This window comes from Marinobacter sp. (genome assembly GCF_033722735.1).
In the GTDB taxonomy this organism is placed as follows: domain Bacteria; phylum Pseudomonadota; class Gammaproteobacteria; order Pseudomonadales; family Oleiphilaceae; genus Marinobacter.
This window is the reverse complement of record NZ_JAWVYN010000014.1, coordinates 63,116-75,264: the sequence shown is the minus strand read 5'-3', so window position 1 is coordinate 75,264 and position 12,149 is coordinate 63,116. Positions and strand designations below refer to the sequence as shown.

The following is a 12,149-nucleotide window of genomic DNA, read 5'->3' as shown; positions in this document are numbered from 1 at the left end:
AGCTTCCTTAGCCTTCGAGTTTCTTCTTGAGAATCTCGGTAAACAGCTTCGGGTTGCCCTGGCCCTTCGAAGCCTTCATCAGTGGCCCCATAAAGCCGCCCATCAGCTTCTTGCGTTTCTTCTCGTCGGCTTCCTGGTACTGCTGGATCTGATCCGGCATGCCGGCCAGCACCTCATCCACCATCTTCTCCAGTTCGCCGGTGTCGGAGACCTGTTTCAGGCCCTTGGCGTCGATGATGGCGTCGACCTTGTCGTTCTCACCGGTCCACAGGGCTTCGAACACTTTCTTGGCACCGGCGGAGGAGACCGAATCGTCGGCGATGCGGACGATCAGGTCGCCCAGTTGGGCGCCGCTGATGGGCGAGTCGACCACTGCTTTGTCTTCCGCATTCAGGCGGGCGGAGAATTCGCCAAGCACCCAGTTGGCCGCCAGTTTGGCGTCCTTGCCGCGATCGGCGGCAGCCTCGAAGAACCGGGCCAGGTTGGCATCGCCACTGAGCAGGCCGGCGTCGTAGTCGTTGAGGCCATACTGCTCCTTGAACCGCGCCTTGCGGGCGTCCGGCAGTTCCGGCAGGCGGCTGCGGCACTGCTCGATAAAGGTGTCGTCGATCTCCACCGGCAGCAGGTCCGGGCAGGGGAAGTAGCGGTAGTCGTTGGCTTCTTCCTTGGTCCGCATGGAGCGGGACTCGTCCCGGTCGCCGTTGTACAGGCGGGTTTCCTGAACGATCTCGCCGCCGTCCTCCAGGATCTCCATCTGCCGCTCGATTTCGTGGGCGATGGCCTGTTCCATGAAGCGGAAGGAGTTGAGGTTCTTGGTCTCGGTGCGGGTGCCGAATTCCTCCTGGCCCTGGGGCTTGAGGGAGATGTTGACGTCGAATCGCATCGAGCCCTGGGACATGTCGCCGTCGCAGATGCCCAGTGAGGTCACCAGGCTGTGCAGCTTCTTGGCGAAGGCCACGGCCTCCTCGGCGCTGCGCATGTCCGGTTCGGTGACCACCTCAATCAGTGGGGTGCCGGCACGGTTCAGGTCGATGCCGGACATGCCATGAAAGTCCTCGTGGAGCGACTTGCCAGCATCTTCCTCCAGGTGGGCATGGTGGATGCGGATGGTCTTGGTGCTGCCGTCCGGCAGGTCGATCTCGACGTGGCCGGGGCCGACGATGGGTTGGGCCAGCTGGGTAGTCTGGTAGCCCTTGGGCAGGTCCGGGTAGAAGTAGTTCTTGCGCTCGAACACCGAGCGCCGGCCGATCTCCGCATCGATGGCCAGGCCGAACATCACCGCATAACGGAAGGCCTCCTCGTTGGGGACCGGCAGGGTGCCGGGCATGGCCAGGTCGACCGCGTTGGCCTGGGTGTTGGGCTCGGCACCGTAGGCGGTGCTGGAGCCGGAAAAGATCTTGGTCTTGGTGGCGAGCTGAACGTGGATTTCCAGCCCGATTACGACATCCCATTGCATGGTGCTTGGTCTCCTGTTTGCCCGCTTATTCCGGTGTACGCTGATGCCAGTCGGTCACTTGCTGATACTGGTGTGCCGCATTCAGCAGGCGGGCCTCGGAAAAGTAGTCGCCAATGATCTGCAGGCCCACCGGCAGGCCGTCAACCAGTCCCGCTGGCAGCGACAGTGCCGGCAGTCCCGCCAGGTTCACCGCGATGGTGAAGATGTCCTCCAGGTACATGGTGACCGGGTCGTTGGCCTTCTCGCCCGTGGCGAACGCCGGCGATGGGCAGGTGGGGCTCATCAGTACATCGACGTCCTTGAGGGCGTTGACGAAGTCCTGCTGGATCAACCGGCGCACCTTCTGGGCCTTGAGGTAGTAGGCGTCGTAGTAGCCGGCGGAGAGGGCGTAGCTGCCCACCAGGATGCGCCGTTTGACCTCCGCGCCGAAGCCTTCCTCGCGGGTGCGGGTGTACAGGTCCAGCAGATCCCGGGGATCTTCGCAGCGGTAGCCGTAGCGGACACCGTCGAAGCGGGACAGGTTGGCGGAGGCCTCCGCCGGTGCAATCACGTAGTAGGCCGCAATGGCCAGGTTGGCGTTGGGCAGGGACACTTCCTTCACCGTGGCGCCGAGTTGCTCGTATTCGGCGATGGCATCTCGGATGGTCTGCGCCATGGCCGGACTGAGCTGGTCGGTGAAGTACTCCTTGGGCAGGCCGATTTTCAGCCCCGTCAATGGCTCCTGGAGGGTGGCGGTGTAATCCGGCACGGCCCGGTCGATGCAGGTGGAGTCCTTGGCGTCGTAGCCGGCCATGACGTTAAGCATCATCGCGTTGTCTTCGGCGGTGCGGGCCATGGTGCCGGCCTGGTCCAGGCTGGAGGCGAAGGCAATCATGCCGTAGCGGGAGACCCGGCCATAGGTGGGCTTCAGGCCGGTCACGCCGCACAGGGCCGCCGGCTGGCGGATCGAGCCGCCGGTGTCGGTGGCGGTTGCTGCTGGTGCCAGGCGGGCTGCCACTGCAGCGGCAGATCCACCGGAGGAGCCGCCCGGCACCAGGTCGCTACCCCAGGGGTTGGTGGCGGCGCCAAAGTAACTGGTTTCGTTGGACGACCCCATGGCGAACTCGTCCATGTTGGTCTTGCCCAGGCAGACCGCGCCGGCGTCACGGAAGTTGGCAGTGACGGTGGCGTCGTAGGGCGGCACGAAGTTTTCCAGCATTTTCGAGGCGCAGGTGGTGCGTACGCCGTTGGTACAGAAAATGTCCTTGTGGGCAAACGGTATTCCGGTCCAGGGCGTGGCATCGCCCTGGCGGCGTCGTTCATCGGCCTTGCGGGCGTCGGCCAGCGCCTCATCCTCGCACACGGTAATGAAGCTGTTGTACTTGCTGTCTTCCTGTTTGATGCGGTCGAGGAAGTGCTGGGTCAGCTCGACGCTGGAGACCTCGCCGGCCGCCAGGTCGCGGGAAAGTTCGGCTACGGATTTGTTATGCATTGCGGGTTCCTGGAGAAACTGGGTTTAGTCAATCACTTTGGGGACCAGGTAGAGACCGGCTTCGGTGGCCGGGGCGATGGCCTGAAACGCCTCGCGCTGATTGGTCTCAGTCACTTCATCGGCGCGGAGTTTCTGCACCGCGTCCAGAGGATGCGCCATGGGCTCGGTGTTCTCGGTATTGGCGCTCTGGAGCTGATCCACCAGGTTGAGGATGTTGCCGAGGTCTTTTTCCAGCTCAGAGACCTGCTGCTCGTCCACCCGGATACGAGCCAGCATGGCAACTTTTTCGACGTCTTCGCGGGAAATGGTCACGCATTGTCTCCCAGGTAAATGAAATGTCTGTAAGGTCCGATACTTGCGCCGGGTCGAGGTGGAATGAATGGCCCACTCGCCCCGGACGGCTGATAGCGGGCCGGGCAAAGGGGGTATGGTAACAGATTCGGGGTACATCGCGAGGGGCAGTTGGCCCGCAAATTGCCTCGCCAGGCCCTCTCGCGCCTTGCCTGTGGGGGTGCTCACTGCTAAAGTTGCCGCATCATTTCTGCGACTGCACTTCTCAGGTTGAAAAAACACGAATGTTGATTAAAAAAATCCGAGGTCTATTTTCCAGCGATCTGTCCATCGACCTGGGCACCGCCAACACGCTTATCTATGTTCGCGACCGCGGCATTGTGCTGGACGAGCCGTCCGTGGTGGCCATCCGCACCAACAATGCCCAGAAGTCCGTTGCGGCGGTGGGGACCGAGGCCAAGCGGATGCTGGGGCGGACGCCTGGAAACATTACCGCCATCCGGCCGCTCAAGGATGGTGTGATCGCAGATTTCGTGGTGACCGAGAAAATGCTCCAGCATTTCATTCACAAGGTCCACGAAAACAGCTTTATTACGCCGAGCCCTCGGGTACTGGTGTGCGTGCCCAGTAAATCCACCCAGGTGGAACGCAAGGCCATTCGCGAGTCCGCGCTGGGCGCCGGGGCCCGTGAAGTGTTCCTGATTGAAGAGCCCATGGCCGCGGCCATCGGTGCCGGACTGCCGGTGGAAGAGGCCAGCGGTTCGATGATTGTGGACATTGGCGGTGGTACCACGGAAATTGCGATCATCTCCCTCAACGGCATTGTCTACGCCGAATCCGTGCGGGTGGGCGGTGACAAGTTCGACGAAGCGATCGTCACTTACGTGCGTCGCAACTACGGTAGCCTGATTGGTGACACCACCGCCGAGCGCATCAAGCACGAGATCGGCTGCGCCTATGAGGGCGTGGAGATCCGCGAGATCGACGTGCGCGGCCGTAACCTGGCCGAGGGTGTGCCCCGCGCCTTCACCCTCAACAGTGAGGAGATCCTGGACGCCCTGCAGGAATCCCTGGCGCAGATTGTCCAAACCGTGAAGAGTGCGCTGGAGCAGTCACCCCCCGAGCTGGCCTCGGACATCGCCGAGCGCGGCATTGTGCTGACCGGTGGCGGCGCCCTGCTGCGTGGCCTGGACAAGCTGATCAGCGAAGAAACCGGCCTTCCGGTGATCATCGCCGAGGATCCGCTGACCTGCGTTGCCCGGGGGGGCGGCAAGGCCCTCGAGGTCATCGACCGCAGCGGAATCGGAATGTTTTCCCCGGAGGGGTAACGGTGCTATCGGCACAATTCCCGATGCCTGCCGACCCACAGCCGCCGCAACTGTTCCGTCAGGGTGATTCGTTGACGCCACGGAACACTTGCGGCGGTTGTCGTATCTACACTGGTCAAGACGGGAGGAGGAGTTCCCATTAAGACCATTTTTGTTCAGGGGCCCATCCCCGGCTTTCGTCTGTTTCTGGTTATTGTGGTTTCGGTTGCGCTGATCGTGGCCGATGGCCGGGTGGACCAGGTGCAGGCCGTACGCAGTGCCATCGGCACTGGACTGGCTCCGGTGTACTGGCTGGGTAACGCGCCATCCCAGTTCAGTGACTGGGTCTCGGGCCTGTTCACCACCCGCGAAGACCTGCTGGAAGAGAACGACGCCCTCAAGGCCCGCCTGTTGATCCTGGAGCGGCGGGCGCTGAAGTATGCCGCGCTGGCCGCAGAGAACAACGAGCTGCGCCGGCTGATGAACTCCTCGGATGTGCTGGACGATCGGGTGATTGTGGCCGAGGTGGTCAGTGTCTCCCCGGATCCGTTTTCCCATGAGGTGGTGATTAACAAAGGCAGTCGTGACGGGGTGGAGGTCGGCCAAGCCATTCTGGATGCCACCGGTTTGATGGGGCAGGTCCAGCAGACCAGCAGCTTTACCTCCCAGGTGCTGCTGATTTCCGATAGCAGTCACGCGGTGCCGGTGGAAGTGGTGCGCAACGGCTTACGTGCCATCCTGCTGGGTAACGGCAACATCAATACCCTGGAGCTGGTTCATGTGCCGGACACCGCCGATATTCGGGAGGGCGACCTGCTGGTCAGCTCCGGCCTGGGCGGTCGCTTCCCCAAGGGCTACCCGGTGGCTGAGGTGGTCTCCATCCGCAAAGATCCCGGGGAGCCGTTCATGCAGATAGAAGCCTCGCCCAAGGCAGAGCTGAGCCGCAGTGAGATGGTGCTGGTGGTGTTCAGTCAGAACCAGCAGGCCATCCAGCAACCGTCGCAGGGGGCGGGCGAAGAGGAAGCGCCTGGGGCGCCCGCTGAGCCGGGAGGGCAGGACTAATGCTGTCGGTCATCAGTTACCCGGTCTTTGGAATCAGCATTCTGGTCGGGCTGGTGCTCAGCATCTCCCTGTTTCCCCTGGACTGGTTCGAGTTCCGGCCGGAATGGCTGGGTTTGCTGGTGTTTTACTGGACGTTCCGGGCGCCTGCCCAGTTCGGTATCCTGTTGGCGTGGTGTCTGGGGCTGCTGCTGGATGTCCTGGAGGCCACTCCGTTAGGGGTTAACGCCGTGGCCATGGCAATGATCGCGTTCCTGGTGCTGACCATTCACCAGCGCCTGCGGATGTTTCCCATGCCCCAGCAATGTGCGATGGTGTTCCTGCTGTTGGGCATCAACCAGATGCTCGTGCATTTTATCAAGCAGATGCTCGGTGCGGACGACGCCGGTTTCAGTTACCTTTGGCCGGCGCTGACCAGTGCGGTCATTTGGCCACCGCTGTGCGTGTTGCTGGACGGTCTTAATCGAAAACTGGGATAGGAAGTTCCCATGTCGTTGATTGTACTTGCTTCGGCGTCTCCCCGGCGCGCGGAGCTGCTCACCCAGATGGGGGTGGGCTATACGGTTTCTCCCGCCCACATCGATGAAACTCCCCGGCCGAACGAGGCTCCAAGTCAGTACGTCCAGCGAATGGCGCGGGAGAAGGCGCTGGCCGTTTACCGGGACGACGATGGTATTGTGGTCGGGGCGGATACCAGCGTGGTGCTTGCGGAGCGGATCCTCGGTAAACCCAACTCAGCGGCGGAGGCAGTCGCGATGCTGCAGGCGCTGTCCGGCGCCCACCATCAGGTGCTGACGGCGGTGGCCGTTGCCACCCGGGGCGAATGCCGGGTCAAGCTGGTGACCACCGACGTCAGGTTTCGGGCCCTGTCGGGGGAAGAGATCGAGGCCTATGTGGCCACCGGCGAACCCATGGACAAGGCCGGCAGCTATGGTATCCAGGGCCTGGGCGGTATATTCGTGGATCATATCCGCGGCAGTTACAGTGCGGTAGTGGGCCTGCCGCTGCAGGAGACCGCAGAGCTGCTGGCGGCGGCCGGTCTGCCGGTGTGGCAGGCCTGGCGTAGGAATGCCTGAACCAGAATGACAATAATGTGAGCAAGACTGAGAACGGAGAGACTCAATGAGCGAAGAAATCCTGATCAACGTGACACCGGTCGAAACCAGGGTAGCTCTGGTGGAGAACGGTATGCTTCAGGAAGCCTACATTGAGCGGACCAGTCGCAAGGGCATTGTTGGCAATATCTACCGGGGCAAGGTGGTGCGGGTGTTGCCGGGCATGGAAGCGGCATTCGTCGATATTGGCCTGGAGCGGGCGGCGTTTATCCACGCCTCGGATGTGGTCAACGGCCAGAGCAATGATGATGAGGCGAGCGACGCCCCCAAGACCGTACCGGATATCCGGTCGCTGCTCCGGGAAGGGCAATCGCTGGTGGTGCAGGTGACCAAAGACCCCATCGGCACCAAGGGGGCGCGCCTGACCACCCAGCTGTCGATTCCCTCCCGTTACCTGGTGTTCATGCCGGGGGTGAACCACATCGGCATTTCACAGCGGATTGAAGACGACAACGAGCGGGCTCGCCTCAAGGGCATCGTTGAGGAAGAAGCCGCTGCACAGGGCGAAATCCAGGGTGGCTACATCATTCGCACCGCAGCGGAATCGGCGCCGTCGGAAGACCTGATCGGCGACATGAAATACCTGCACCGGCTCAGTCACTCCATTCATGACCGCATCGGCCGGGTCGACGCGCCCTCGGTGGTCTACCAGGACCTGCCCCTGTTCATCAGAACCATCCGCGACCTGATCCGCCCCCAGACCGAAAAGGTCCGCATCGACAGCCGTGAAAGCCACCAGCGGGTAGTGGAGTTTGTCGAGGAGTTTGTGTCCGAGTTTGCCGACAAGGTGGAGTACTACCCCGGAGAACGGCCCATCTTCGATCTTTACAGTGTCGAGGACGAAATCCAGAAGGCGCTGAGTCGCAAGGTCCAGCTCAAGTCCGGAGGCTATGTCATCATCGATCAGACCGAGGCGATGACCACCATCGACATCAACACCGGGGCTTTCGTGGGCCACCGCAACCTGGAAGAAACGATCTTCAAGACCAACCTGGAAGCGGCTCGCGCCATCAGCCGGCAACTGCGGTTGCGTAATCTCGGCGGCATCATCATCATCGATTTCATCGACATGGAAGACAGCGAGCACCAGCGTCAGGTCCACCGGATGCTGGAAAAGATGCTGGAGCGGGATCACGCCAAAACCAAGATCACCGGCGTCTCCGAACTGGGGCTGGTGGAAATGACCCGTAAGCGCACCACCGAGAGCCTGGGGCAGGTGCTGTGCGAGCCCTGCCCGGTCTGCGATGGCCGGGGCTTCCTCAAGACCGCCGAGACCGTCTGCTACGAGATCTTCCGGGAGATCTTGCGGGTCAACCGGGCGTACGAGGCCGAGAGCTACCTGGTCATGGCGTCCCAGAGCGTGGTGGATCGCCTGCTGGATGAAGAGTCTGACAACGTTGCCGATCTTGAAACGTTCATCAGCAAGACCATTCGTTTCCAGGTTGAGCCGTTCTACAGCCAGGAACAGTACGATGTGGTATTGCTCTGAGGTGAGGCTGCAGCACCCTGGCGGAAACCATGTCCGGACGTAACCCCGTGGACACCGACGGTGGGCGCCCGCTGACGGTACTCCAGCGGCTGGCGGGCCTGGTGTGGTGGCTGGTGGTCACGGCACTGGTGTTGCTGGCGCTGTACGCCGGTCTGGGTCGTCAGGTGACCCAGAACATTGACAGCTACCGGGAACGTATCGAGCAGACCCTGTCCACCCAGCTCGGTTATGCGGTGACCATCGATTCCCTCAGCGCCCGCTGGAATTGGCTTGACCCAATCGTTGAGGCAAAAGGCATCCAGGTCCACGCCGGGCCCGACCCGTCCGCTGACCTGCTGGCGCAACTGCGTTTCCTGAATATCCGGCTTGACAGTCTGACCTCGTTGCTGCGACGGCGGGTGGTCTTCGGCGAGTTTGCCGCCGATGGCCTGGAGCTGACCCTGGTCCAGTCGGAAGACGGTCGCATCCGCCTTCAGGGCATGAAGCCGGCCGCCCCCTTGTCCCCGAACCAGCAGCCCCAGGAGGGCAACTGGTTCACCCGCGCCGGGCAGTGGGTATCCAATCCCTCGGTGCGCATTACCCGGGTGAACCTGGCGGTGCGTACCCCGGATGGCCAGCAGAAGAACATCGACATTCCCCAGTTGGACCTGAACTACACGCGGGGGCTGTTCTCCGCCTCCGGGCGGGCCATGCAGGCGGGGACCACCCAGCAACTGGCCAGTTTTACCCTGTTGGGGTTGCATTTCTTCCGCGGTGATTTCACCGGCCAGCTCCACGTTGGCGTCAGCTCTGGCCGGCTGTTCGACGGCCTGGTGGGCAATTACGGCTGGCGAGGGGTGAGCATCGAGGGATTTGATGTCGGCGGCCAGGCCTGGCTCACCTTCCGCAACGGCTTGCTGGAACAGATGACCGGCCACCTGGAGGTGCCCTTCCTGCAATTGCGGGCCCAGCAGGAGCCCCTGGCGCCGGTGGAAAACCTGGCGCTGGAATTTGGCTGGCGGGCACGGCAGCCGGTAGAACGAAACAGCCTGCTGGGCGGGGAGCTGCACCTGCGCAACATCCGCTGGCAGTGGCTGGAGGATCGGGCGGAGGGGTTCGACCTTCGCCTGACCCATCACAATCAGGCCATCAATGCCTATGCCGACGGCGTGCCCCTGGGACCTCTGGGCCGGCTGGCCGGCAGACTCGGCATCCTGCCGGAACGGGCGAGTGCGGCCCTGCAGGGTTATCAGCCCGAGGGACGCCTCGACGATCTCCGGTTAACGATCCCCACCGGCCCGGAAGGACCGGCGTTCGGATTGCTGGCCTCACTGAATGACGTGAGTGTCCAGGCCCATCGTGGCGCGCCGGAGATTACCGGTGCGGTGGGCAGGGTTTCTGCCAACCGCTACGGTGGCACCGTCGATGTCTCCGGGCCGGACATCACTCTGGGTTTTCCCCTGTTGTATGAGGACCGCTGGCACCTGAACCAGGCCCAGGCGAGGGTGTCCTGGCGAGTGGATGGGCCCTTGATCCGTGTGTTCTCGGACACCATCCAGCTGCAATACGGCGAACAGACCGAGCTGGAGGGTGCCTTTGATCTGCGTCTGGACCGGGAAGGGGAGGATAACCTGGGGCTCAGGGTGGCGGTGCGCAATGGCACTGCCGATATGCTCGCCAGCTTCGTGCCGAGCAAGAAGGTCAAGCCCGAGCTGTATCAGTGGTTGACCCAGGCCATACCCCATGCCCGCATCGAGCAGGGGGTGTTCTTTGGTCACGGCCAGGTTAACCGGGGCGCGCCCAGGCGCTCCTTCACCACGTCCATGGCGTACAGGTTCAGCGAGGGGGTGGTGCGCTACGCCGACGAGTGGCCCGAAGTACGGGAAGCCCGTGGCACCGTCGTGGTCCACGATGGGGCGACCGAGGTACGGCTGGATTCTGCCCAAACCGGTGGCCTGGCGGTCGCGGACACCTTGGTGCGCGCCGCGATCGAGGAGGCGGGCGTCACGGTCCGGGTAGAGACCAAGGCCGAGGTACCGGGGACGGCGGTTACCTACTGGCTGGCGAACACGCCGTTGGGTGAGCTTTCCGGTCTGGGTGCCGATACCGTCGAGGTGGCCGGCCAGTATCAGCTCGACCTGGGCCTGACGATCCCCCTCTCCGGCGAGCGTGAGGTTGGCGTGAGGCTCGCCGCGACGACGTCCAATGGTCAGGTCCATTACCCGGCTGCCGGTCTGGATTGGAGCCATCTCGCCGGTCGGGTGGAGTTTGACAGTGCCACAGGCTTTCAGGGCCCCCACCTCGCCGGACGCTTCATGGGGCAGCCAGTCACGTTGGGACTGGAGTACAGTCCAGAGCGTCACCGGTTCGTGCTGTCCCAGGCGGGGGAGCTGGGCGTCAGCAATTTCTTTGACCTGCTTTCGCAGCCACCTCCCAGGGGAGCCGGAATCGCCGGCAGGTTCACCTACAGCGCACGATTGGGCCTGGCCCGGGGGGCTGCCCCGGAGTTGTCGCTGTATAGCAGCCTGCTGGGGACGGAAATTGACTGGCCGGAGCCCATCGGCAAGCCTGCCCGGGAGTTCGCGCCGGTGAAGGCGGTCCTGGCGCCGGGAGAAACCGGTCAGTTGCTGCTGTCCGGGGTCTGGCAGGACCGGCTGGCGTTTCGCCTGGCCTGGAGCGAGGGCGTGTTTGACCGGGGGCACCTGGTGTTTGGCTCCCAGTCCGCGGAACTGGTGGCGGCGCCGGGGCTCACCCTGTCCGGGCGGGTACCGCGTGTGGACGTGGACGAGTGGAGCGATCGCTGGGGACGGCTGAGTCCCGGGGAGGAGGGGAAGGTCTCAACGGCATACGGCGAGGGAGTCGATCAGTGGCTCAACTCGATTACCCTGTCCATCGACCAGTTGGGGATGCTCGGCCAGACGTTTCCCAACGTGCAGGTCACCGCCCGTCCGGAACCGGGACGTTGGCACATTGATACCCGTTCCGCGCGGGCAACTGGCCGGATCACCCTGCCGCTGGATAAGTCCGAGGGGGTGGATGTCCGCCTGGAATCGCTCACCCTCATGGGTAACGACAGTGAGGCAACGGCTCAACCGACCCTGACCGCCGCCCAGCAGGTGGATGCCTTTCGGGCCATGGCCATGGAGGGGTGGCCGAACGTCAGGATCAGGATCAAGACCCTGCAGATGGATGACCGCCCCCTGGGCAGTTGGTCGTTCACCCTGCGACCGCGGGCCCAGGCCCTCCAGATCGACGCCCTGACCGGCAAACTGGGGTCCCTCAATTTCAGCGGAGAGATGTGGTGGGACATCCTCGACGGTAGCCAGGTTACCCGGCTGACGGGCGAGGTGTCGGGGCAGGACCTTGGCGACATGGCGCTGTTGGTCGGAGCCCAGGCGCCGTTGAAGAATGAGAGCAGCCAACTGGTTCTGGACCTGACCTGGCCGGGCCGGCCGGACGATTTCCAACTTGCCCGGCTGGAGGGTGAAGTAGGCATACGGCTCGATGACGGCGTTATTCTGGAGCGGAACAACACCGCTCAGTTATTCCGGCTGTTCAACATCCTGAATGCTGACACCGTTTGGCGTCGGTTGAAGCTGGATTTTTCCGACCTGTATGAGGCGGGGGTGGCCTTCGATGCGATCTCGGGGACCGCCCGGCTTGAGGACGGCGTTCTGAACTGGGCGCCGGAACTGCAGATCGTCGGGCCTTCGGGGGCCTTCAAACTGTCCGGTTCCACCAACCTGATCGACGAATCCCTGGATATGCGCATGGTGGTGGTGCTGCCACTCACCCAGAACCTGCCCCTGGCGGCCCTGTTGATGGGGGCCTCGGCACCCATCGGCGGAGCCCTGTTCGTGTTGGACAAGGTGCTGGGTGATCCGTTGAGCCGTCTTACCAGCGCCACCTATAGTGTTAAGGGCAGTTGGGACCAGCCGGAGGTCAGCCTGCGAAGCGTCTTTGATACCGGTAATTGATGTTC

At 63.0% G+C, this 12,149-nt stretch carries 9 protein-coding genes; 6 read left to right on the top strand and 3 right to left on the bottom strand.

The window, feature by feature from the left end:
- Positions 1–7: 7 nt before the first annotated feature.
- From gatB to gatC, 3 genes are read right to left on the bottom strand one after another with little or no spacing between them, the layout of a single operon-like run.
- Positions 8–1,456, bottom strand: a complete 1,449-nt coding sequence (gatB, locus tag R3175_RS11835; RefSeq protein WP_318944484.1) for an Asp-tRNA(Asn)/Glu-tRNA(Gln) amidotransferase subunit GatB — start codon at positions 1,454–1,456, stop codon at positions 8–10.
- A gap of 25 nt (positions 1,457–1,481) precedes the next feature.
- Positions 1,482–2,927 (bottom strand): Asp-tRNA(Asn)/Glu-tRNA(Gln) amidotransferase subunit GatA, encoded by a 1,446-nt coding sequence (gene gatA, locus R3175_RS11830; RefSeq protein ID WP_318944483.1) that lies wholly within the window; start codon positions 2,925–2,927, stop codon positions 1,482–1,484.
- A gap of 24 nt (positions 2,928–2,951) precedes the next feature.
- On the bottom strand, positions 2,952–3,239 hold the full coding sequence (gene gatC, locus R3175_RS11825) for an Asp-tRNA(Asn)/Glu-tRNA(Gln) amidotransferase subunit GatC (RefSeq protein ID WP_318944482.1): 288 nt from the start codon (positions 3,237–3,239) through the stop codon (positions 2,952–2,954).
- A 266-nt stretch (positions 3,240–3,505) separates the two neighbouring features.
- Between gatC and R3175_RS11820 the strand changes: the two genes are divergently transcribed.
- The 6 genes from R3175_RS11820 to R3175_RS11795 all read left to right on the top strand — a co-directional run bounded on the left by R3175_RS11820 (position 3,506) and on the right by R3175_RS11795 (position 12,144).
- A complete protein-coding gene (locus tag R3175_RS11820) occupies positions 3,506–4,546 on the top strand; it encodes a rod shape-determining protein (RefSeq protein ID WP_318944515.1) in 1,041 nt (346 codons plus the stop codon).
- A gap of 195 nt (positions 4,547–4,741) precedes the next feature.
- On the top strand, positions 4,742–5,587 hold the full coding sequence (mreC, locus tag R3175_RS11815; protein WP_413231769.1) for a rod shape-determining protein MreC: 846 nt from the start codon (positions 4,742–4,744) through the stop codon (positions 5,585–5,587).
- The gene (mreD, locus tag R3175_RS11810; RefSeq protein ID WP_318944481.1) at positions 5,587–6,063 is read left to right on the top strand and encodes a rod shape-determining protein MreD; all 477 of its coding nucleotides are present in this window, start codon (positions 5,587–5,589) and stop codon (positions 6,061–6,063) included. Before mreC ends, mreD begins: the two co-directional genes overlap by 1 nt.
- 9 nt (positions 6,064–6,072) lie before the next feature.
- Positions 6,073–6,660, top strand: a complete 588-nt coding sequence (locus R3175_RS11805; protein ID WP_318944480.1) for a Maf family protein — start codon at positions 6,073–6,075, stop codon at positions 6,658–6,660.
- Positions 6,661–6,706: 46 nt separating this feature from the next.
- A complete protein-coding gene (gene rng, locus R3175_RS11800) occupies positions 6,707–8,188 on the top strand; it encodes a ribonuclease G (RefSeq protein WP_318944479.1) in 1,482 nt (493 codons plus the stop codon).
- A 29-nt stretch (positions 8,189–8,217) separates the two neighbouring features.
- A complete protein-coding gene (locus R3175_RS11795) occupies positions 8,218–12,144 on the top strand; it encodes a YhdP family protein (protein ID WP_318944478.1) in 3,927 nt (1,308 codons plus the stop codon).
- Positions 12,145–12,149 lie beyond the last annotated feature (5 nt).

Bases quoted from the DNA above. Each gene is read 5' to 3' on its own strand.
- gatA (WP_318944483.1), bottom strand. From the start codon at position 2,927: ATGCATAACAAATCCGTAGCCGAACTTTCCCGCGACCTGGCGGCCGGC.
- mreD (WP_318944481.1), top strand. From the start codon at position 5,587: ATGCTGTCGGTCATCAGTTACCCGGTCTTTGGAATCAGCATTCTGGTC.
- gatB (WP_318944484.1), bottom strand. From the start codon at position 1,456: ATGCAATGGGATGTCGTAATCGGGCTGGAAATCCACGTTCAGCTCGCC.
- R3175_RS11795 (WP_318944478.1), top strand. From the start codon at position 8,218: ATGTCCGGACGTAACCCCGTGGACACCGACGGTGGGCGCCCGCTGACG.
- R3175_RS11805 (WP_318944480.1), top strand. From the start codon at position 6,073: ATGTCGTTGATTGTACTTGCTTCGGCGTCTCCCCGGCGCGCGGAGCTG.
- rng (WP_318944479.1), top strand. From the start codon at position 6,707: ATGAGCGAAGAAATCCTGATCAACGTGACACCGGTCGAAACCAGGGTA.